This window comes from Bradyrhizobium viridifuturi, assembly GCF_001238275.1.
Lineage (GTDB): Bacteria > Pseudomonadota > Alphaproteobacteria > Rhizobiales > Xanthobacteraceae > Bradyrhizobium > Bradyrhizobium viridifuturi.
The window spans coordinates 136,657-158,604 of sequence record NZ_LGTB01000006.1; the positions used below are offsets into that span (position 1 = coordinate 136,657).

General features: G+C 66.0%; 19 protein-coding genes and 3 pseudogenes. 12 read left to right on the forward strand and 10 right to left on the reverse strand.

Translation table 11 applies throughout. The annotated features are described in order from the left end of the window. Positions 1–76 precede the first annotated feature (76 nt). The 3 genes from ALC15_RS44750 to ALC15_RS07745 all read left to right on the forward strand — a co-directional run bounded on the left by ALC15_RS44750 (position 77) and on the right by ALC15_RS07745 (position 2,685). The gene (locus ALC15_RS44750; RefSeq protein WP_095735987.1) at positions 77–346 is read left to right on the forward strand and encodes a sulfurtransferase TusA family protein; all 270 of its coding nucleotides are present in this window, start codon (positions 77–79) and stop codon (positions 344–346) included. A 322-nt stretch (positions 347–668) separates the two neighbouring features. Next, positions 669–2,321 carry an OFA family MFS transporter gene (locus ALC15_RS07740; protein WP_050626716.1) on the forward strand — a complete coding sequence of 551 codons (1,653 nt, stop codon included), beginning with the start codon at positions 669–671 and terminating at the stop codon, positions 2,319–2,321. Positions 2,322–2,406: 85 nt separating this feature from the next. Then, positions 2,407–2,685: a hypothetical protein gene (locus ALC15_RS07745; protein WP_050626717.1), complete on the forward strand. Its 279-nt coding sequence runs from the start codon at positions 2,407–2,409 to the stop codon at positions 2,683–2,685. 259 nt (positions 2,686–2,944) lie between these two features. Here the strand turns inward: ALC15_RS07745 and lon are convergent, their stop codons facing one another. From lon to corA, 3 genes and pseudogenes are all read right to left on the reverse strand, one after another. After that, positions 2,945–5,323 (reverse strand): endopeptidase La, encoded by a 2,379-nt coding sequence (gene lon, locus ALC15_RS07750; RefSeq protein WP_050626718.1) that lies wholly within the window; start codon positions 5,321–5,323, stop codon positions 2,945–2,947. A 10-nt stretch (positions 5,324–5,333) separates the two neighbouring features. Further along, positions 5,334–5,741 (reverse strand): Hsp20/alpha crystallin family protein, encoded by a 408-nt coding sequence (locus tag ALC15_RS07755; protein ID WP_050626719.1) that lies wholly within the window; start codon positions 5,739–5,741, stop codon positions 5,334–5,336. Between the two features lie 176 nt (positions 5,742–5,917). Continuing rightward, a pseudogene (gene corA / locus ALC15_RS07760) lies at positions 5,918–6,933 on the reverse strand (magnesium/cobalt transporter CorA). A 254-nt stretch (positions 6,934–7,187) separates the two neighbouring features. Between corA and ALC15_RS07765 the strand changes: the two are divergent. Both ALC15_RS07765 and ALC15_RS07770 read left to right on the forward strand, forming a co-directional pair. Continuing rightward, entirely contained in the window at positions 7,188–7,457 is a 270-nt protein-coding gene (locus ALC15_RS07765) for a hypothetical protein (protein ID WP_050626720.1), read from the forward strand. Between the two features lies 1 nt (position 7,458). Next, the gene (locus ALC15_RS07770; protein WP_050626721.1) at positions 7,459–7,650 is read left to right on the forward strand and encodes a hypothetical protein; all 192 of its coding nucleotides are present in this window, start codon (positions 7,459–7,461) and stop codon (positions 7,648–7,650) included. Here the strand turns inward: ALC15_RS07770 and ALC15_RS07775 are convergent. The 6 genes and pseudogenes from ALC15_RS07775 to ALC15_RS07800 all read right to left on the reverse strand — a co-directional run bounded on the left by ALC15_RS07775 (position 7,620) and on the right by ALC15_RS07800 (position 11,953). Next, a complete protein-coding gene (locus ALC15_RS07775; RefSeq protein ID WP_050626722.1) occupies positions 7,620–8,381 on the reverse strand; it encodes a slipin family protein in 762 nt (253 codons plus the stop codon). The genes ALC15_RS07770 and ALC15_RS07775 overlap by 31 nt on opposite strands. Then, positions 8,378–9,773, reverse strand: a pseudogene (locus ALC15_RS07780) (NfeD family protein). Before ALC15_RS07780 ends, ALC15_RS07775 begins: the two are co-directional and overlap by 4 nt. Positions 9,774–9,884: 111 nt before the next feature. Continuing rightward, a pseudogene (dapA, locus tag ALC15_RS07785) lies at positions 9,885–10,825 on the reverse strand (4-hydroxy-tetrahydrodipicolinate synthase). A gap of 8 nt (positions 10,826–10,833) precedes the next feature. Continuing rightward, entirely contained in the window at positions 10,834–11,088 is a 255-nt protein-coding gene (locus tag ALC15_RS07790; RefSeq protein WP_050626723.1) for a hypothetical protein, read from the reverse strand. Between the two features lie 114 nt (positions 11,089–11,202). Continuing rightward, positions 11,203–11,478 (reverse strand): hypothetical protein, encoded by a 276-nt coding sequence (locus ALC15_RS07795; protein WP_094193751.1) that lies wholly within the window; start codon positions 11,476–11,478, stop codon positions 11,203–11,205. A 13-nt stretch (positions 11,479–11,491) separates the two neighbouring features. After that, on the reverse strand, positions 11,492–11,953 hold the full coding sequence (locus tag ALC15_RS07800) for a hypothetical protein (protein ID WP_050626724.1): 462 nt from the start codon (positions 11,951–11,953) through the stop codon (positions 11,492–11,494). 504 nt (positions 11,954–12,457) lie between these two features. On the opposite strand from ALC15_RS07800, the gene ALC15_RS07805 reads away from it, so the two are divergent. The 7 genes from ALC15_RS07805 to ALC15_RS07835 all read left to right on the forward strand — a co-directional run bounded on the left by ALC15_RS07805 (position 12,458) and on the right by ALC15_RS07835 (position 20,858). Next, the gene (locus tag ALC15_RS07805; RefSeq protein ID WP_016846764.1) at positions 12,458–12,547 is read left to right on the forward strand and encodes a K(+)-transporting ATPase subunit F; all 90 of its coding nucleotides are present in this window, start codon (positions 12,458–12,460) and stop codon (positions 12,545–12,547) included. A 119-nt stretch (positions 12,548–12,666) separates the two neighbouring features. Further along, positions 12,667–14,370 (forward strand): potassium-transporting ATPase subunit KdpA, encoded by a 1,704-nt coding sequence (kdpA, locus tag ALC15_RS07810; RefSeq protein ID WP_050626725.1) that lies wholly within the window; start codon positions 12,667–12,669, stop codon positions 14,368–14,370. A 24-nt stretch (positions 14,371–14,394) separates the two neighbouring features. Next, positions 14,395–16,506, forward strand: a complete 2,112-nt coding sequence (kdpB, locus tag ALC15_RS07815; RefSeq protein ID WP_050626726.1) for a potassium-transporting ATPase subunit KdpB — start codon at positions 14,395–14,397, stop codon at positions 16,504–16,506. A gap of 12 nt (positions 16,507–16,518) precedes the next feature. Beyond that, on the forward strand, positions 16,519–17,124 hold the full coding sequence (locus ALC15_RS07820; RefSeq protein ID WP_050626727.1) for a K(+)-transporting ATPase subunit C: 606 nt from the start codon (positions 16,519–16,521) through the stop codon (positions 17,122–17,124). Between the two features lie 39 nt (positions 17,125–17,163). Then, on the forward strand, positions 17,164–19,875 hold the full coding sequence (locus ALC15_RS07825) for a sensor histidine kinase (protein WP_050626728.1): 2,712 nt from the start codon (positions 17,164–17,166) through the stop codon (positions 19,873–19,875). Continuing rightward, entirely contained in the window at positions 19,872–20,561 is a 690-nt protein-coding gene (locus ALC15_RS07830; RefSeq protein WP_050626729.1) for a response regulator, read from the forward strand. Before ALC15_RS07825 ends, ALC15_RS07830 begins: the two co-directional genes overlap by 4 nt. A gap of 54 nt (positions 20,562–20,615) precedes the next feature. Beyond that, positions 20,616–20,858 (forward strand): DUF6496 domain-containing protein, encoded by a 243-nt coding sequence (locus ALC15_RS07835; protein ID WP_050626730.1) that lies wholly within the window; start codon positions 20,616–20,618, stop codon positions 20,856–20,858. Positions 20,859–21,008: 150 nt separating this feature from the next. Here ALC15_RS07835 and ku read toward each other — a convergent pair whose 3' ends face one another. After that, positions 21,009–21,890, reverse strand: coding sequence for a non-homologous end joining protein Ku (gene ku, locus ALC15_RS07840; RefSeq protein WP_050626769.1), 882 nt, complete (start codon positions 21,888–21,890; stop codon positions 21,009–21,011). Positions 21,891–21,948: the final 58 nt, after the last annotated feature.

The window sequence follows — 21,948 nt, forward strand, 5'->3', positions numbered from 1 at the left end:
GCCGCGGCCGAAAGCTGAACAGGGTGGGGAGGGCGCCGCCGTTGACGATGCGCAGCCGCTTCGCCATGGTCGCGCCATGACGACGACCAAACTCGATCTCACCGGGCTGAAGTGCCCACTGCCCGCGCTGAAGACGCGCAAGGCCCTCAGGAGCGTGACGGCGGGAGATTTCCTCGAAGTGCACTGCACCGATCCGCTTTCGGTGATCGATATCCCGGCCCTGATCCAGGAGACCGGCGACAAGGTCGAGATCACCGAACGAAGCGATGTCCGGATCGTTTTCCTGATCGAGAAGGCGAATGGGACGATAGATATTTCAAATGCTGCAGCGCCGCGTACGCGCTAGATGCTGCTTGATATCTACCATTTGCCTATCGACACCTATTTTCCATTCTGCGCGAATTGATAATCTCCGGCGGGTTGCGGAGGTGAAGTCGTGCCTGGATGTGGGGTACATCGGCGGACAGCGGCCGGCCTGCGTCCAGTTCAGGCTGCACGACTTGGCATATCCGATCGTATTGGGGGTTAACATTTCCGGAATGCGCGTGGTTGGTCCCGGCGCATCGAGGGAATGTGCGGCGCAGCTGCCTGACGGCGGCCGCAAGGGCTGAGACGGGATCGAAGACGCAGATGCGCCGGACGTCATGGCGGCTGCAGGGGAGGTATCAATGACCGCAGTGAGCAGCGCCGGACGCGTATCCGCGGCAGGCGCAGGTTTCCTCGACAAGGAACACACGATCGCGACCGCCGGCTTCAACCGCTGGCTGGTGCCGCCGGCCGCGCTTTGCATCCATCTGTGTATCGGCATGGCCTATGGCTTCTCGGTGTTCTGGCTGCCGCTGTCGCGCGCGATCGGGCTGACCGCGCCGAAGGCGTGCCCCGATATCTCGCTGCTGCAGGAATTGTTCACGACGACCTGCGACTGGAAGGTCGCGAGCCTCGGCTGGATGTTCACGCTGTTCTTCGTCGTGCTCGGCGTTTCCGCGGCGGTGTGGGGCGGCTGGCTCGAGAAGGTCGGACCGCGCAAGGCCGGCTTCGTCGCTGCGTTGTGCTGGTGCGGCGGCCTGGTGCTCGGCGCGATCGGCATCATCACCCACCAATTGTGGCTGATGTGGCTCGGCTCCGGCGTAATCGGCGGCATCGGGCTCGGCCTCGGCTACATCTCGCCGGTGTCGACGCTGGTGAAATGGTTCCCGGACCGTCGCGGCATGGCGACCGGCATGGCGATCATGGGCTTCGGCGGCGGCGCGATGATCGGCGCGCCACTGGCCGACAAGCTGATGACTTACTTCAAGACGCCCACCTCGGTCGGTGTCTGGGAGACCTTCCTGACGATGGCCGTGATCTATTTCGTGTTCATGATGATCGGCGCCTTCCGCTATCGCCTGCCGCCATCCGGCTGGCAGCCGGATGGCTGGACGCCGCCGTCCAAGACCAATGCGATGATCTCCACCAAGAACGTCCATCTCGACAACGCGCACAAGACGCCGCAGTTCTGGCTGATCTGGTGGGTGCTGTGCTTGAACGTGTCGGCGGGCATCGGCGTGATCGGCATGGCTTCGCCGATGCTGCAGGAGATTTTCGCCGGCAAGCTGATCGGGCTGCCCAACGTACCCTTCAACGGGCTTGACACCGCGCAGAAGGCGCAGATCGCCGCGATCGCCGCCGGCTTCGCCGGCCTGCTGTCGCTGTTCAACATCGGCGGCCGCTTCTTCTGGGCCTCGCTGTCGGACAAGATCGGCCGCAAGAACACGTATTATACGTTCTTCGTGCTCGGCATCGTGCTCTACGCGCTGGCGCCGACCTTCGCCGTGATGGGATCGAAGCTGCTGTTCGTGCTCGGCTTCGGCATCATCCTGTCGATGTATGGCGGCGGCTTCGCCACCGTGCCGGCCTATCTCGCCGACATGTTCGGCACCCAGTTCGTCGGCGCCATCCACGGCCGTCTGCTGACGGCGTGGTCGACCGCGGGCATCATCGGCCCCGTGGTGGTGAACTACATCCGCGAATTCCAGCTCGCCGCCGGCGTGCCGCGCGACCAGCTCTACAACACGACGATGTACATCCTGTGCGCCATGCTGATCGCGGGCTTCATCTGCAACTACATGATCAAGCCGGTCGATCCGAAGTGGCACATGAGCGACGCCGAGGTCGCCAAGCTGCAGGCGGCGACTGCGAGCGCCGGCGCCGGACCGAGCGGCTCGTTCGGCATCGGCAAGGGCGGCCTTGACGGCCGGGCAGCGCTGTTCTGGCTGTTCGTCGGCATTCCGCTGGCATGGGGCATCTACATGACGCTGCTCAGCGCGGTCAAAATCCTCTGATCGCGACGATCATCGCCGCGGGCCGCCGCTTCCCGGCGCCTGCGGCGTTCGCTTTATTCAACAGAAATGGAATTGGGGGATTTCAATGTTTCGCACCCGGATTTGCCTTGCCGCCGCGCTGCTCGCAGTCGGTCTCCATGCCGCGTCGGCCCAGACCGCGGCGCCGGCTGCGCCGGCACCGGCCGCCACCACCACGGCCAAGCCGTCGAAGATCAAGCTGACGATGGAGAAATTGAAGGCGATGAAGGCGCAGTGGCGCGCCAACAAGCCGAAGCTCAAGGCCTGCCGCAAGGAAGTGAAGCAGAAGGGGCTGACCGGCGACGACCGCTGGTTCTACATCGAAGAATGCATGGGGAAGAGCTGAGCGACACCGCTCTGAATGCGTCGAGGATTGAGCTGAGAGAGCACGCCGTGCGGCACCCCTCTCCCTGACCCTCCCCCGCAAGGGGGAGGGAACCCCTCCGCCTCGGACTCCCTTACACACGCACAACGCAACGCTTAGTACGGACGGCAGTGAGGTGAGCACGCTTCCCGGCTCCCTCCCCCTTGCGGGGGAGGGTTTTGGGGAGAGGGGTAAGCCCCGGGCGATATGATCGACGCGGAGTGTTTCCCTCGGTCGGCCGTCACTCCGCCGCGGCGGGCGTCGCCTTGGCGGGCTCGAGCGCTGCGGCGATTGCGTCGTCGACACGTTCGAGCCAGATGAACTCCAGCTTGGCGCGGGCGCCGGCGGGGATGTCGTCGTAGTCGCGCTTGTTGCGCGCCGGCAGCATCACCCGGGTCAGGCCCGCGGCCGCGGCGGCGACCACCTTCTCCTTGATGCCGCCGACCGGAAGCACGAGGCCGCGGAGCGAGATCTCGCCGGTCATCGCGGTGTCGCTGCGCACGGTGCGGTCGGTCAGCAGCGAGGTGAGGGCGGTGAACATCGCGACACCTGCGCTCGGGCCGTCCTTCGGCGTCGCCCCGGCGGGAACGTGGACGTGGATGTCGTTCTTCTCGAACACCGCAGGGTCGATACCGAGCTGGGCGGCGCGGCTCTTCACCAGCGTCAACGCGGCCTGCACGCTCTCGCGCATCACGTCGCCGAGCTGCCCGGTGATCATCAGCGCGCCGCGGCCCGGCATGCGCGAGGCCTCGATGAACAGGATGTCGCCGCCGACCGGAGTCCAGGCAAGACCGGTGGCGACGCCCGGGATGCTAGTGCGCTGCGCGATCTCGTTCTCGAACCTGGGCTGGCCAAGCAGCGACACGATGTCCTTCGGCGCGATCGTGACGTGGCTGGTGCTGCCTTCGGCGATCTGCACCGCGACGTTGCGCAGCACCTTGCCGATCTCGCGCTCGAGGTTGCGGACCCCGGCCTCGCGGGTGTAGCTGCGGATGATCAGCCGCAGCGCGTCCGGGTCGATCTCGACCTGCTCGGCCTTGATGCCATTGGCCTCGAGCTGGCGACGCACCAGATAGCGCTTGGCGATCTCGAGTTTCTCGTCCTCGGTATAGCCGGCGAGGCTGATCAGCTCCATGCGGTCGAGCAGCGGCCCGGGGACGCCGTCCAGCATGTTGGCGGTGGCGATGAAGACGACGCGCGACAGGTCGAACGGCACGCCGAGATAATTGTCGCGGAAGGTGCCGTTCTGCTCGGGGTCGAGAACCTCCAGCATCGCGGCCGACGGATCACCCTGGATGCCGCGGCCCATCTTGTCGATCTCGTCCAGCATCATCACGCAATTGCGCGCGCCGGCCTTCTTGATCGCCTGGATGATGTTGCCGGGCAGCGCGCCGATATAGGTGCGGCGATGGCCGCGGATTTCGGCCTCGTCATGCACGCCACCAAGGCTGACACGAACGAACGGTCGCGACATCGCGCGCGCGATCGATTGCCCGAGCGAGGTCTTGCCGACGCCGGGAGGCCCGAGGAAGCAGAGGATCGGCGCCTTGCCGCCGGGCGCGAGCTTGCGCACTGCGAGATATTCGATGATGCGGCTCTTGATCTTCTCGAGGCCGTAATGATCCTGGTCGAGGATCTTGCGCGCTTCCGCGATGTCGATCGGTTTCTCCTCCGGAAGGCTCCAGGGCAGGTCGATCAGCCAGTCGAGATAGCTGCGCACCATGCCGGACTCGGCTGCGGCCTCCGGCATCCGCTCGTAGCGGCGCAATTCCTTCTGCGCCTGACTCTCGGCCTCCGGCGGCATCTTGGCCTCGGCGATCGCCTTGGTCAGCTCGGCGACCTCGGCGGCCTTGCCGTCGCCTTCGCCGAGTTGGCGCTGGATCGTCGCCATCTGCTCGCGCAGGATGGCCTCGCGCTGCCGCTCGTCGAACACCGCCTTGGTCTTCTGTCCGATCTCCTGGCTCAGCCTCAGCACCTCGATCCGCTCGGCGAGGTGGCGCGAGACCTTGTCCATCCGCGCCACGAGGTCGATGGTCTCGAGGATGTCCTGCTTCTCCGCCGGCTTGATGTCCATGTAGGAGGTCGCGAGATCGGCGAGGGCTGCCGGCGAGGTCGTGCCCTGCAGCGCGGCGATCAATTCGGGCGGCGTTTGTGGCAGCAATTGCGCGGCCTCCAGCGCCTGGCGCTGCAAATTGAGGAAGCGCGCCTCGATCTCGGGCGAGGTCGTCGTGGGCTCGGGGATCTGCAGCACGCGCGCCGCGAGGAACGGCGTGCCGGGCAGATAGTCGAGCACGCGCATGCGCTGCACGCCCTGGCAGACCAGATGATGGCTCTCGTCGGCGCCGGTGATGTAGCGAACGATGTTGGCGACGGTGCCGACGCGGTAGAGCCCGTCCGGGCCGGGATCGTTGGTCTCGGGATCGCGCTGCAGCAGGATGCCGATCGGCCGCTGCTCGCGCACCGCCTGTTGGGCGGCGGCAATCGAGGTCGCGCGGGCGATCGTGATCGGGACGATGACGTCCGGAAACAGCACGGTGTTGCGGACGGGCACGATGATCATCGCGTCGCTCGGGATCGGCGCCGAAGTCAATGCCGGGCTTGAAACGTCTGATGCAGCCATGTCGAAATCCTCAGCTCGATTTTCCGAGTCGCAGGCCGACGCAACCATGCGCGGCAAAGCGGCTGATGGTGTAGCGGCCGGTCGGCAGCGCGATGCGGCGCTCGAAGCGGCCCTGCGGCAATTCGAGGCGCAGGATGCGGGCGTTGCGGAGCTCGGAGGGCAGGGTGCGGCGGCCGGAGATGACCAGCGTGCCGCCGTCAAGCGCGGCCTCGACCTCGTCGGGATCGACCCCGGGCAGCGCGACCAGGATCAGGATCTCCTCCTCGGTCTCGATCACGTCCATCGGCGGTTCCCAGCTCGGCTCGCTGGTGCCCGCGCGCGGGTGCAAATTGAGGAAGCTCTGGTGCAACCGTTCGGCGCGCGCGAGCGCCTCGATCGCATCCGTCAGCATCCAGTTGATCTGATCCTTGGGCCGCATCGGCACTCTCCACGTCGCATTGGGAGGCAACGTTACCGGTCTTGCAGCCGACCGTAAACCGGCCCCTCGCGCGGCTCACCGAGGGTAAAATTGGCCGAAATCCCGCGATTTGCAGCATGGCCGCGATGCGCTGCTGCATTCCGCCCCCGGGCCACGGTGCTTGATCTGATCGCGGCCTACAGCCAGCCGGAGCGCCTGAACCGCCAGAACAGCGCGCCGCATGCGGCCACCATCAGGCCCATCACGACGAAATAGCCGTATTCCCATTGCAGCTCCGGTATGTACTTGAAATTCATGCCGTAGATGCCGGCCACCGCGGTCGGCACGGCAACGATCGCAAGCCAGGAGGCGAGCTTCTTGGAGATCGCCGTTTCCTGCGCCTGGCCGACCAGCAGGCTTGCCTCAAACGCGAATGCGAGCACCTCGCGCAGCGAGTCGATCCGCTCCTGGATGGTGCGGACATGGTCGGTGACGTCGCGGAACAGCGGGCGCATGGTCTCGCGCACCATCGGCAGGTGGTCGCGCTCCAGCCTGCGGCAGACCTCCACAAGCGGGCCGACCGCGTTGCGCAGCCGCAGCAGGTCGCGTCGCAGCAGATAGAGCCGTTCGATCTGCGCCCGCGTCATCGCGCTCGCCAGCACCTCGGCCTCCATCCTCTCGACCTCGTCCTGGATCGTCTCGAGCACCGGCGAGTAGTTGTCGACGATGAAATCGAGGATGGCATAGAGGATGTAGTCCTCGCCGCGGGCGACGCGCGCGGACAGCTCTCGCAGCGTTCGCGGACCGGCGCGTAGGACGTCGAGGCGCCATGGCGCACCGAGACGATGTATCCCTCGCCGACGAACAGGTGCGTCTCGCCGAAGGCGATGCTCTCGCCCTCGAGCTGCGCGGTGCGCGCCACGATGAACAGCGCGTCGCCATATTGCTCGATCTTCGGCCGCTGATGCGCGTGATCGGCGTCTTCGATCGCGAGGTCGTGCAGCTGGAATTGCCGCTGCAGGCGGCTCAGCAGCGCCATGTCGGGCTCGTGCAGGCCGATCCACACCACGTGATCCGGCTTGTTGCGCCAGCTCGCGGCCTCGTCGATCGCGATATTGGCGACGCGTCGGCCCTCGACATAGACGCCTGCTGCGATCACGCCATCGGACTGGACGGGCGCGGCGGATGCGACATTCGGCGATCCGAGGTTCATGGTCTCCACCCTCGACGCGGTCATCGGGCCCGCGTGACGACAATTCGCAATCAAAAAGGCTAGCACCGAATGGAAGCTGGTCAACACGCGCCGGGGCGTCGTGTTCCGCGGGTCGGCGCCTCACGGCGGCCGGCCGGTCTTTATGCGGCTCCTATGCCGCATCGCGGTGCGCCCTCTCGAATTCCTACGGCCGTCCCAGCATCTTTCGCCATGACGCGGCGCGCTCGCGCGCGCCGCCAACAGGAAGGTGGGACATGACCTTGCTCCATTTGCACGACGTCCGGCCGCGCGGTTCGGCCGGTGCTGTCAGCCCGGTCCTGAAGCGGACGATCCGGCGGATCGGCGCGGCCTTCAGGACTGTTCACCGCGCGATCGCCGCCGCCAAGATCCACCGGCTGCGCAACGAGGTGTTGCTGCATCGTGGCCATGAGGAGTGGGCGCGGACCCACCTCGGCATGCCCGGCGGGGACGCCGAGAGATATCCGCGGACGCCGGCCGTGCTCGGCGAGAAGTGGGACTATTGAGATGCGCGCGGCGTCATTCATCGCTGCCCTGCTGCGCAGCGCTGCGGAAGGGCTGCTCAAATTCCTGGCCTGGATCGGCGAGGAGCCGATCAGCGGCTACCGGCCCGAGGCGCACTACATGCGTGGCCCGGGTCCGGCGTGGCGGGCCAAGCATCAGCCAGGTCAGGTGGCCTCGCTGCGGCGCGTCAGGTGATCGAGCAGGTTCATCGGCAGCGGAAACACCACGGTCGAGGACCGCTCGCCGGCGATGTCATGGAGCGCCGCGAAATAGCGGAGCTGCATCGCCTGCGGCTCCTGGGCGAGGATCCGGCCGGCTTCGACCAGCTTCTCGGCGGCCTGCTGCTCGCCCATCGCATTGATCACCTTGGCGCGCCGCAGCCGTTCCGCCTCGGCCTGCTTGGCGATCGCCCGCACCATGGTCTCGTTGATGTCGATGTCCTTGATCTCGACCGCGGTGACCTTGATGCCCCAGACGTCGGTCTGCTTGTCGAGGGTCTCCTGGATATCGGCGTTCAACTTGTCGCGTTCGGCGAGCATCTCGTCGAGCTCGTGCTTGCCGAGCACCGAGCGCAGCGTGGTCTGCGCCAGCTGGCTGGTCGCGGACATGTAGTCGCTGACCTTGATGATGGCGCGCTCGGGATCGACGATGCGAAAGTAGAGCACGGCATTGACCTTGACCGAGACGTTGTCGCGGGAAATCACGTCCTGCGGCGGCACCACCTGCACCATCACCCTGAGATCGACCTTCACGAGCTGCTGCACCACCGGGATCAGGATGATCAGCCCCGGGCCCTTCACCCCGGTGAAGCGGCCGAGCGTGAAGATGACGCCGCGCTCGTATTCGCGCAGCACGCGCACCGCCTGGGTCAGGAAGATGATCACGAGCAGCGCGACCGCCCCATAGGTAAAATAATCAAGCATCATGCTGTACCTCCTTCGCCGGCGGATGCCGGCGCACGCCGCACCACCAGCGTCAAATCGATGATGCTGGCGACCTCGACCATCTCTCCCGCCCGGAACGTCTCGGTGCCGCGCGCTTGCCAGCGTTCGCCATTGGTGAAGACGTGACCTGATGTCTCGGACCAGTCGATAACTTCGGCCGATAGCCCGCGCATGGCCTGCGCGCCGGTCCGGACCGGGCCGCGGCGCGCCCGGCGCAGCGCGCCGAGCACGACGAGGATCAGCCCGGTGAACATCGCGGCGACGATGCCGATCAGCGGCCATGACAGGGCGTATCCGGGCGCCTCGATCCTGAACAGCATCGCGGCTCCCAGCACGAAGGCGACGATGCCGCCGAGGCCGATCACGACGGTCGGGTTGAAGGCCTCGATCGCGAGCAGCGCGATGCCGACCAGCATCAGGCCGAAGCCGGCGTAGTTGATCGGCAGCATGTTGAGCGCGTAGAGGCCGAGCAGCAGGCAGATCGTTCCGACCACGCCGGGCGCGACGGCACCCGGCGACATGAACTCGAAGATCAGGCCGTAGATGCCGACCATCAGCAGAACGAAGGCGATGTTGGGGTCGGTTATGACTGCAAGAGCGCGCGCGATCCAGCCGGGATCGACGGCCTCGATCACGGCATCCCTGGTCGCCAAGGTATGCGTCTTGCCGCCGGCGAGCTCCACGGTCCGGCCATCGACCTGCCTGAGCAGGTCGGCCGGATCGTGCGCGGTGAATTCGATGACATTGGCCTGCAACGCAGCGTTGGTGGAGAGGGTGGCGGCATCGCGGACCGCCTTCTCGGCCCAGTCGGCGTTGCGGCCGCGCAGTTCGGCGAGGCTGCGGATCAAGGCGACGGCGTCATTGGTCACCTTCGCCGTCACGGCGTCCTTGGTCGCGGACGGATTGCCGCCGTCCTTCTGGTCCTTGCCGTCCTTGTCCGGGGTGCTGCCCGGCAGTCCCGGCAACGGGCCGCCGATCTGCACCGGCGTCGCGGCGCCGATATTGGTGCCGGGCGCATGGCCGCGAGATGGGTTGCATAGAGGATGTAGGTCCCGGCGCTCGCGGCATGGGCGCCGGAGGGCGCGACATAGCCGATGACCGGAATTGGCGAGGCCAGCACGTCGGTGATGATCTCGCGCATGCTGGTGCTGAGACGCCCGGCGTGTTCAGGCGCAGGATGACGACCTCGGCATGACGCTCGGCCGCCTTCGCCAAGCCGTCCTTGACGTAGCTGGCCGATGCTGGCCCGATCGCGCCATCGATGGAAATGGTCAGGGCAAGGCGGTTGCTGTCCGCGGCCGCACCGGGACCGATCGAAACAACCAGAGCGACCAGTGCGGTCGCCACAACGAGAGCCGCCTTGAAGGTCTGCACGGCAAGCACTCCCTTGCCGTTGATATGGGGCGCGGTTCCGGAACCTCAATATGACGCGGTGTCACGTTGAAGCCGGCCCTTCCCATTGTGCGTTGCGATGGCTCGACGGGCTCACTGCGCCGCCGCGAGATATTCGTCGGCAAGCATCGCCATCGCCTGGGCGACCTCGGCCTTGTCAGCTGCACCCAGTTGCACGATCGGCAGCCGCGTCGCCGGCTGCATGAACCCCAATAGCGCCAGCGCGAATTTCAGCGCAGCAGGATGCTCCCGCTCGAGCAGGGCTGCGAGCGGCGTCAGCCGCTGGTGCAGCTCGCGCGCCTGATACAGCCGGCCGGCGCGGAAATGCCGGTAGACGGCGACATACAGATCGGGCGCGACATTGGCCACGGTCGAGATGCAGCCGTCGCCGCCGGCCGCGAGCCAGGCTAGCGATGAACTGTCGTCGCCGGTCAACATCCGGAATCGCGCGGGCAGGCGTGAGCGCAGCCGCGCGAGGCGGGCAACGTCGGCGCTGCCGTCGCGCAATCCCGCAAACCGCGGCGATGCGGCGAGCTCGAGCAGCGTCTCGTCCGCGAGGCCCTTCACCGTCCGCGACGGGATGTCGTGCAGGATCACCGGCAGCGTCGTGGCCGCTGCAACAGTGCGGAAATGCGCCGCGATGCCCTGCGGCATCGGCTTGTTGTAATACGGCACGACCGACATGATGGCGTCGGCGCCGGCGGCCTCCGCGGCCCTTGTGAACGCGACGGCGCGATCCGTCGCGTTCGATCCGCGCCGGCGACGATCCGCACCCGCTTGCGCGCGACACGGGCGGCAAGGCCGACCAGCTGCACGCGTTCCGCGGGCGCCAGCGTCGCGTTTTCGCCGGCGGTCTCGCCGACCACCAGCGCCGTGGCGCCGGCTGCGATCTGGCGTTCGCACAGCCGGCCGAACGCATCGGTATCGATTTCGTCCCGGTGGTTGAAGGGGGTTGGAAGATCGGGGATGAAGCCCGACAGCCATTCGACCGAATCAGCCGTCGATAGCCATCTCGATGTTGTCTTCGAGATCATCGGGTGGCTCAGGCCACGCGGCTTGCTGGGAGGGGTGCGGTCTCGCCGCTGATATCGAGCTCGATCTCACGCGACAGCTCGACGATCATTTCGGGGTGCTGGCCGTTCTCGAACAGCGCGTATTTGACGGCTTGGGCGCGGTTGACGAACAGGCCGCCATAGAGGCCGTTCTGTTGCTGGGCGACCCACTGGCCGCGGTGGTTGCGGCCGATGAAGACGATGGTGGACGTTGCGCTACACGAGGGAGGTTCGACGAGTTTCACGGATGAAGTCCTTCAAGTGGAAGTCACGCGATCAATGTCTGTTGTGCCGGATATGAAATCGAGCGCGGAGGACGGCCGACTTCATAGGAGCGGCATAGGATTTGAGGGAGGCTGTCAGATGTGCTGGACGAGGCCGGTGCCGAGCGCGCACAGCGCGACATAGGCGGTCATCTCGTCCCAGTGATTGAGGTTTGCGGCAAACGGCATTTCGCGCTTGAACAGCCCTGCGAGCGCGCAGATCACGGCCGACATCCAGAGCAGCGTGACGAGGCCCCTGCCGAAGCCCGCGCCGGCGAACACGGCAAAGCCGATCATGATGGCGAGCCGGAAGCCGAACCGGACCATGACCTGGACCGATTGCAGCTGTCGCGGCAATTGCTTCGTGTTCACGATTGCGCCGCCGTCAGCCGATATTGTCGACCAGCAGCGGCTCGTAGAGCGAGCGCGTGTCACGACGGACGGTGGGCACGCTGGTGCGGTTCTCAGGCGTCGAGATCCGCTGCGCCTCGACGAAGCCGGAGAGGATCGCGAGCGCGAGATCCGTGTGGTGGGTTTCGATCGACTGGTCGAGCCAGTCGGGAAGCTCGCGTTCGCGCGACAAGGCGCAGTGCCACTCGCCCTCGTCATAGACCAGGCGGCGGATCTGCCATTGCGGCAGCTCGAGGTCGAGCAGCGCGATCGCGGCGTCGGTCCAGGCGCCGGACTGGATCAGGCGTTCGACGCGGGAGGTCTTGCCGCCCTGTCCGACCGAGGGAAAGCGCCGGCAGGTCTGGCTGATGATGTCGGCCATGAACTCGGCCGACACCGCATAGGCGTCGCGCAGCCGCTCGCCGAGGTCGGTGGTGTTTTGCGATAGCACGGACATGGCGTCATCTCGTCATACGCGCGGCCCCGGAAGGAGTAGTTCAAGGCATTGGCCGCAGGCCCAAAATGGTCCCGATGCCCGTTGGAAAACGAGATGAAGGAGGGGCGGAGATATAGGGATTCCATAAAGATGGAACCTCTCCTGTCGTCCTGGCGAAAGCCAGGACCCATAACCATCGCCGTTGGTTGCCGGCTCAATGTCTGGCCGCGTGCCCCTTCCTGAGGCCGCGGCGTTTCGGTCCTGGCTTGCGCCAGGACGACAGCGGAGAGCGGCGTGGCACTTATACGATTCCTATAACGTCCTTATGCGCGACCTCTCGAAAACCTATGCCCCGGGTGGCACCTCACGGTCATCCGGTGCGGGTCGGCTATACGGCCGCCCGCGCCCCTCGGACGCATAGGAGTCTCTCATGATGGACATTCTCATGGCGGCGCTGGCGATCGGCTTCTTCGCGGCCGGCATCGGCTACGCCTACGCCTGCGAACGGCTGTAACGGAGGCGGCGATGATCTTCGATTACTCGCTCGCCGGCCTCGTCTCGCTCGGCCTGTTGTTCTACCTCACTTACGCGTTGCTGCGGCCCGAACGCTTCTAGGCGATCCGCGATGTCAGCGCTTTGCACAATTCTGTTGGCCGACGCGGTGCTGACCGGGCTGTTGCTCGGCCTGTTCGCGTCGCTGCTGCGCTTCGTTCCCATTCGAAAGGTTTGACGCGATGACCGTCATCGGCTGGATTCAAATACTTCTGTTTTGCGTGATCGTGATCGCGCTGGTCAAACCGCTCGGCTGGTACATGACCCGCGTGTTCAATGGCGAGCGCACCTTCCTGTCCCCCGTGCTGCGCCCGCTCGAGCGCGGCATCTACTGGGTCGGCGGCGTCGACGAGCGCCGCGAGCAGCACTGGCTGACCTACACGGTCGCCATGCTGCTGTTCCATGTCGGCGGCTTTGCGCTCATCTACGGCCTGATGCGGCTGCAGGCGGTGCTGCCGTTCAACCCGGCCGGACAGACGGCGGTTGCCGAGGATCTCTCCTTCAACACCGCGATCTCCTTCATCACCAACACCAACTGGCAGAACTACGGCGGCGAGAGCACGCTGTCCTATCTGGTCCAGATGCTGGGCCTCACCCATCAGAACTTCCTGTCGGCGGCGACCGGCATCGCACTCGCGATGGCGCTGATCCGCGGCTTCACCCGCTCGTCGATGCGCACGGTCGGCAATTTCTGGGTCGACGTGACGCGCTGCACGCTCTATGTGCTGCTGCCGATCTGCATCGTCTACGCGCTGTTCCTGGTCTGGCAGGGCATGCCGCAGACGCTCGGCGCCTATGTCGACGCCACCACGCTGGAAGGCGGCAAGCAGACCATCGCGCTCGGACCGGTCGCCTCGCAGGTGGCGATCAAGATGCTCGGCACCAATGGCGGCGGCTTCTTCAACGCCAACGCCGCGCATCCGTTCGAGAACCCGACCGCGCTGTCGAATCTCGTGCAGATGGTCTCGATCTTCGCGCTCGGCGCGGCGCTGACCAACGTGTTCGGCCGCATGGTCGGCAACGAACGCCAGGGCTGGGCGATCTTCGCCGTGATGGGCCTGCTGTTCATCGCCGGCGTCACCGTCACCTATTGGGCGGAAGCCAACGGCACCTCGGCATTGCAGGCGCTCGGCCTCACCGGCGGCAACATGGAGGGCAAGGAGGTGCGCTTCGGCATCGTCGCGTCCTCGCTGTTTGCCGTGATCACCACAGCCGCGTCATGCGGCGCGGTCAACGCCATGCATGACAGCTTCACCGCGCTCGGCGGCATGATCCCGCTGATCAACATGCAGCTCGGCGAAGTCATCGTCGGCGGCGTCGGCGCCGGGTTCTACGGCATGCTGCTGTTCGTCGTGCTGGCGATCTTCGTCGCCGGCCTGATGGTCGGCCGCACTCCGGAATATGTCGGCAAGAAGATCGAGGCGCGCGAGGTCAAGATGGCGATGCTCGCGATCCTGGTGCTGCCGCTGATGTATCTCGGCTGGACCGCGGTCGGCGTCGTGCTGCCGTCGGCGGTGGCCTCGATGGCCAATGCCGGCCCGCACGGCTTCACCGAGGTGCTCTATGCCTATACCTCAGCGACCGGCAACAACGGCTCGGCGTTCGCGGGACTGACCGGCAACACGCTGTTCTACAACCTGACGCTGGCGTCGGCGATGTTCGTCGGCCGCTTCTTCATGATCGTGCCGGCGATGGCCATTGCAGGTTCGCTGGTCGAGAAGAAGTCGATCCCGGCCTCGGCGGGCACCTTCCCGACCACCGGCGGGCTGTTCGTCGGCCTCGTCATCGGCGTGATCCTGATCATCGGCGGTCTGACCTTCTTCCCGGCGCTGGCGCTCGGGCCGATCGTCGAGCACCTCGCGATGAACGCCAACACCCTGTTTTGATCTGATATGTCCGGAGTGACATCCATGGAAACCACAAGACTGCAGAAGCAGGTGACGGCGTCGACCATGCTCGACCCGAAGATCCTGGTGCCGGCGATCAAGTCGGCGTTCGTCAAGCTCGATCCGCGGTTGATGGCGAAGAACCCGGTGATGTTCGTGGTCGAGGTCGTGGCGGCGCTGACCACCCTGATCTTCGTGCGCGACCTCGTCACCGGCAACGCCAATCTCGGCTTCACTTTCCAGATCATCCTCTGGCTCTGGTTCACGGTGCTGTTCGCCAACTTCGCCGAGGCGGTCGCCGAAGGCCGCGGCAAGGCGCAGGCGGAGTCGCTGAAGAAGACCCGCACCGAGAGCCAGGCCAAGCTCTTGACCGGCACCGACCGGACCTTCCGCATGGTGCCGGGCACCTCGCTGAAGGTCGGCGACATCGTGCTGGTCGAGGCCGGCGACAACATCCCGTCCGACGGCGAGGTGATCGAAGGCGTCGCCTCGGTCAACGAAGCCGCGATTACAGGTGAGTCTGCGCCCGTGATCCGCGAATCCGGCGGCGACCGTTCGGCGGTCACCGGCGGCACTCAGGTGCTGTCGGACTGGATCCGCGTCCGCATCACCGCGGCGCAGGGCTCGACCTTCATCGACCGCATGATCAAGCTGGTCGAGGGCGCCGAGCGGCAGAAGACGCCGAACGAGATCGCGCTCAACATCCTGCTGGCGGGCCTCACCATCATCTTCGTGTTCGCGACCGTGACGATCCCGAGCTATGCGGCCTATGCCGGCGGCTCGATCTCCGTCGTGGTGCTGGTGGCGCTGTTCGTCACCCTGATCCCGACCACGATCGGTGCGCTGCTGTCGGCGATCGGTATCGCCGGCATGGACCGCCTGGTGCGCTTCAACGTGCTGGCGATGTCCGGCCGCGCGGTGGAAGCCGCTGGCGACGTCGACACGCTGCTGCTCGACAAGACCGGCACCATCACGCTCGGCAACCGCCAGGCGACCGCGTTCCGCCCGATCCGCGGCGTCTCCGAGCAGGACCTCGCCGACGCGGCGCAGCTCGCCTCGCTGGCCGACGAGACGCCGGAGGGCCGCTCGATCGTGGTGCTCGCCAAGGAGAAGTACGGTATCCGCGGCCGCGACATGCATGAGCTGGCCGCGACCTTCGTGCCGTTCACCGCGCAGACCCGGATGAGCGGCATCGATGCCGGCGCGTCCTCGGTCCGCAAGGGCGCGGTGGACGCCATCCTCGCCTATATCGACGGCGGCGAGCCCCGCACCGTCGCTTCGGGCAACACCATCCGCTCGGTGGCGGCGACGATGAGCGCGGAGGCGCGCGAGATCCAGACCATTGCCGACGAGATTGCCAAGGCCGGCGGCACGCCGCTGGCGGTGGCCAAGGACGGCAAGCTGCTCGGCGTCGTGCATCTCAAGGACATCGTCAAAGGCGGCATCCGCGAGCGCTTCGCCGAGCTGCGCCGCATGGGCATCCGCACCGTGATGATCACCGGCGACAACCCGATGACCGCGGCCGCGATCGCGGCCGAGGCCGGTGTCGACGACTTCCTGGCGCAGGCAACGCCCGAGGACAAGCTCAAGCTGATCCGCGACGAGCAGTCCAAGGGCAAGCTGGTCGCGATGTGCGGTGACGGCACCAACGATGCGCCGGCGCTCGCGCAGGCTGACGTCGGCGTCGCCATGAACACCGGCACGCAGGCTGCCCGCGAGGCCGGCAACATGGTCGACCTTGACTCCAACCCGACCAAGCTGATCGAGGTGGTCGAGATCGGCAAGCAGCTGCTGATGACCCGCGGCGCGCTGACCACGTTCTCGATCGCCAACGACGTCGCAAAATACTTTGCGATCATCCCGGCGATGTTCCTCGCGTTCTATCCGCAGCTCCAGGTGCTGAACGTCATGCATCTGGCCAGCCCGCAGAGCGCGATCCTGTCGGCGATCATCTTCAACGCGCTGATCATCATCGCGCTGATTCCGCTGGCGCTGAAGGGCGTCAAGTATCGCGCGGTCGGCGCCGGCGCGCTGCTCCGCCGCAACCTGATGATCTATGGCCTCGGCGGCATCATCATCCCGTTCATCGGCATCAAGGCGATCGACCTCATCGTCGCCGCGCTGGGCCTGGCTTAAGGAGCCGCAATCATGTTGAGAGAAATTCGTCCCGCCATCCTCGTGCTGGTGCTGCTGACCGCGATCACTGGGCTTGCCTATCCGCTCGCCATGACGGCGATCGCCGGCGCGATCTTCCCGAAGCAGGCACAAGGCAGCCTGATCGAGAAGGACGGCAAGGTCATCGGCTCCGCCCTGATCGGGCAGGAGTTCAAGGAGGAGAAATATTTCCACGGCCGGCCGTCAGCGACGGTCGCGCCCGATCCGAACGATTCCTCCAAGACCGTGCCGGCGCCCTACAACGCGGCTAATTCCGGCGGCTCCAATCTCGGTCCGACCAGCAAGGCGCTGAACGACCGGGTCAAGGAGGATGTCGAGAAGCTGAAGGCGGAGAATCCGTCCGCCAGCGTACCGGTCGATCTCGTCACCACTTCGGCCAGCGGGCTCGATCCCGACATCTCGCCTGACGCCGCGCTGTTCCAGGTGCCGCGGGTCGCCAAGGCGCGCAGCATGTCCGAGGACGCGGTGCGTCAGCTGGTGACGCAGAACACCCAGGGCCGGTTCGCCGGCGTGCTCGGTGAGCCCCGCGTTAACGTTCTTGCGCTCAACCTCGCACTCGACGCGGCAAAGCCGAAATAGGGGAGTAGGCCCGCTCTCGCAGGATGACTATATTGCGGTATGGCCAATCAGCGTGACCCCCATAAACGACCCTCGCCGGATGCGCTGCTCGAGGCAGCGCGTCGCGAGACCGATCGATCGGGGCGGCTGAAGATCTTCATCGGCGCCGCACCCGGCGTCGGCAAGACCTACGAGATGCTCTCGAGCGCCCACGCCCGCCTCAAGGCGGGCGTCGACGTCGTGGTCGGTGTGGTCGAAACCCACGGGCGGGTGGAGACCGAGGCGCTGCTGAAGGGCCTTGAAGTGATACCGCGGAAGCGGCTGAGCTACCGCGACCAGACGCTTGAGGAGATGGACCTCGATGCCCTGATCGCGCGGCGGCCGCAGCTGGCACTGGTCGACGAGCTCGCCCACACCAACGCGCCGGGCAGCCGGCATCCCAAGCGCTATCTCGACGTCGAGGAGTTGCTGTCGCATGGCATCGACGTCTACACCGCGATCAACATCCAGCACATCGAGAGCCTGAACGACGTCGTCGCGCAGATCACCCATGTGCGGGTGCGCGAGACTGTCCCCGATTCGGTGGTTGACCGCGCAGACGCCATCGAGCTGATCGACCTCACGCCCGACGATCTGATCCAGCGGCTGAAGGAGGGCAAGGTCTATGTGCCCAAGCAGGCCGAGCGGGCGCTGGAGCACTATTTCTCTCCCGGCAATTTGACTGCGCTGCGCGAGCTGGCGCTGCGCCGCACCGCCGAGCGGGTCGACGAGCAGCTGCTCAACCACATGCAGGCCAATGCGATCCAGGGCCCCTGGGCCGCCGGCGAGCGCATCCTGGTCTGCCTCAGCGAGGACCCGCGTGCCGCGGGCCTGGTGCGCTACACCAAGCGCCTGGCCGACCGGCTGCACGCGCAGTGGACCGCGGTCAGCATCGAGACGCGGCGCAGCCTGCAATTGACCGACGAGCAGCGCGACCGGCTCGCCGACACCATGCGGCTTGCTGAATCGCTCGGCGGCGAGGCGCTGACGCTGCCCGGCGTCGGCCGCCGCATCGCCGACGACGTCATCAATTTCGCCCAGGCCAACAACGTCACCCAGATCATCATCGGCAAGTCGACGCGCTCGCGCTGGTTCGAGCTGACGCGCGGCTCGGTGGTGCACGATCTGGTGCGCCGGGCCGGCAATATCAGCGTCAACGTGATCGCCGGCGACGAGCTGCCGGTCGGCAAGGCGGCAGTGCAGACCGCGCAGCGGCAGGAGCCGTTCAAGCCGCAGCCCTACCTGATGGCGCTGCTGCTGACGGCGATCGGGCTCGGCGCAGCCAAGCTGATCCAGCCGTTCTTCGGCATCGAGAATGTCGACCTCGTCTTCATCACCGCGGTGGTCGGCGCCGCGGCGCGCTATGGCCTGTGGCCGTCGCTGCTGGCGAGCGTCGCTGCGTCGCTGTGCTACAATTTCTTCTTCCTGCCGCCGGTCTACACCTTCACCATCACCGACCCGACCAACGTCGCGGCGTTCTTCTTCTTCATGCTGATCGCGCTGATCGTCTCCAATGTCGCGGCGCGGGTGCGCACCCAGGCCGACACCGCGATCGGCCGGGTCCGCACCACCGAATCGCTCTACGCCTTCAGCCGCAAGCTCGCGGGCACCGCGACGCTCGACGACGTGCTGTGGGCGACCGCCTACCAGATCGCGCTGATGCTCAAGGTCCGCGTGGTGCTGCTGCTGCCGGAGGGCGGCATGCTGACGGTCAAGAGCGGCTATCCGCCGGAAGATCAGCTCGATCAGGCCGACCTCGCCGCCGCCAACTGGGCCTGGGGCAACGACCGCCCGGCCGGTCGCGGATCGGACACGCTGCCGGGTGGCAAGCGGCTGTTCCTGCCGATGCGCACCGGCCGCGGCCCGATCGGGGTGATCGGCATCGACGACGACCGCACCGGGCCCTTGCTGACGCCGGACCAGCGCCGGCTGCTCGATGCGCTGGTCGACCAGGGGGCGCTCGCGATCGAGCGCGTGCTGCTGGTCGAGGACATGGACCGGGTCAAGCGCACGGTCGAGTCCGACCGACTGCGCGGCGCGCTGTTGACCTCGATCTCGCACGACCTCAAGACGCCGCTCGCGTCGGTGCTCGGCTCGGCCTCGGCGCTGCGCGATCTCGAGGCCAATTTGAGCGATGCCCAGAAACATGATCTGCTCGCCACCGTGATCGACGAATCCGAGCGGCTCAATCGCTTCATCGCCAACCTGCTCGACATGACCAAGCTGGAGTCCGGTGCGATCGTGCCCAACACCGCGCGGCACGATATCGGCGAAATCGTCGGCAGCGCGCTGCGCAGGGCGGCCAAGATCCTGGTCCGTCACCGGGTGTCGCTGGAGCTCGCGGCCGATTTGCCGATGCTGGAGCTCGACGCGGTGCTGTTCGAGCAGGTGCTGTTCAACCTGCTCGACAACGCGGCCAAATACGCCCCCTCCGACACCACGATCTCTATCCGCGGCAGCCGTGAGCGCGGCGCCGTGGCGCTGCAGATCCTGGACGAGGGCAATGGCATTCCGGCCGCCGAGCTGGAAAGCGTGTTCGACAAGTTCTATCGCGCCGAGAAGGGCGACCACGTCCGCCCCGGCACCGGCCTTGGGCTGGCGATCTCGCGCGGTTTCGTCGAGGCGATGCACGGCACGATCGCGGCAGCCAACCGCTCCGACCGCAGCGGCGCCGTCATCACCATCCGCCTGCCGATCCCGGCGGACACCAACGCGCTGGACACTGCCGCATGAACGCAACGCCGATCAAGGTCCTGGTCATCGACGACGAGCCGCCGATCCGCAAGCTGCTGCGGATGGGGCTGAGCACGCAGGGCTATGACATCCTCGAGGCCTCCAACGGCAAGATTGCATTGGAAATGCTGGCCGAAGGACCGGCGCTGATCATCCTCGATCTCGGCCTGCCCGACATCCAGGGCCATGATCTCCTGCGCATGATCCGCGGTCGCAATGAGAGCGTGCCGATCGTGGTGTTGTCGAGCCGCGGCGACGAGGCCGGCAAGGTACAGGCGCTCGATCTCGGCGCCGACGACTACCTGACCAAGCCGTTCGGCATGGACGAATTGCTGGCGCGGCTGCGCGCGGCGCTGCGGCATCAGCTGCAGGTGCAGGGCGAGCGCCCGGTGTTCCGCTCCGGCGATCTCTCGGTCGACCTGGTGCGCCGGATCGTCAAGGTCGGCGACAAGGAGATCAAGCTGTCGCCGAAGGAGTATGACCTGTTGCGGGTGCTGGTGCAGCACGCCGGCAAGGTGCTGACGCATCGCTTCCTGCTGAAGGAATTGTGGGACGAGCTGACCGACGCGCAATATCTGCGGGTCTATGTGCGCCAGCTCCGCCAGAAGATCGAGGCCGATCCTGAGCGCCCGCAATTCGTGCTGACCGAGACCGGCATCGGCTATCGGCTGCGCGCGGGGGATTAGCTTCGGAACCTTTGCTCTCATCGAGGTTTGTTTTCCGTTACCGGGAGAGAAGCTATGGCAAGAAAGTACTCGCGGAAGGCATCTGATGATGTCGAGCGTGTGATGAAGAAGCGCAAGGCCGGGACGCTACGCAGCGGCCGTTCCAAGAAGAAGGTGACGAGCCGCAAGCAGGCGATCGCGATCGGCCTCTCGGAAGCGCGCGCCGAGGGCAAGAGGGTGCCGAAGAAGGCGTCCAGGAAGAAGACCGCGAAGACGCGGAAGACAGCCAAGAAGCGCAAGAGCTCGAAGAAGAAGTAGGACGCCAAACGTATCCTGTCGTCATTGCGAGCCACCCGGTCGGCGCGAAGCGCCGCCGGATGACAGGCTCCGCGAAGCAATCCATCTCTCCACGCTCGGAACGATGGATTGCTTCGTCGCTTCGCTCCTCGCAATGACGGGGGATAGGTCTCACCCCGCCTTCCGCCGGCGCGCACTCGACCGATGCGCCTTCTTCGCCGCGCGGCGATGCGAGGCCGGGCGGCGCGCCGTGGATCGCCTTGCGCCACCCTTGCGGTCCTTCAAGCTCTGCTTCAAGGCGTCCATCAGGCTCACCACATTGCTCGGCTTCTCCTCGCGCTCGGCGGCCTTGATCGGCTTGCCGGCGGCCTTGCGGCGGACCAGAGCCTTCAATGCGGTCTCGTATTCATCCTTGAACTTCGACGGGTCGAAATGCGCGGCCTTGCTCTCGAGGATGTGGCCGGCGAGCTCGATCATGTCCTTGGTCACCTTCGGGCTCTTGATATCGTCGAAATAGTCGTCGGCATCGCGCACCTCATAGGGGTAACGCAGGGTGGTGCCGAGCATGCCCTTGTCGAGCGGCTCGATCGCGATCACGTGCTCGCGGTTGGTCAGCACGATCCGCGCCAGTGCGACGCGGTCCTGGTCCTTCATGGCGTCGCGGATCACTGCGAATGCGTCGATGCCGGCCTTGCCGTCGGGCCTGATGTAATAGGGGTGGTCGAGGTAGCGCTTGTCGATCTCGCCCTCGGGCACGAAAGCGTCGATATCGATGGTGTGATTGCTCTCGATCTGGACTGCCTCGAGCTCGTCCTTCTCGATCTCGACATACTTGCCCTTGCTCACCTCGTAGCCGCGACCCTTCTGGTCGCCCTCGACGATGTCGCCGGTCTCGGCATCGACCATCTGCTGCTTCAGCCGGTTGCCGGTCTCCCGGTTGATCATGTGAAAGCGGGTTTTCTCGACCGTGGTCGAGGCCGGATAGAGCGCCACCGGGCATGACACCAGCGAGAGCTTGAGCGTGCCTTTCCAGTAGGCGCGGGGAGCGGCCATGATCGTCTCCAAACAGCTTGAGTTTGGAACTTGAACGGATACCGTAGGTTTTGGTTCC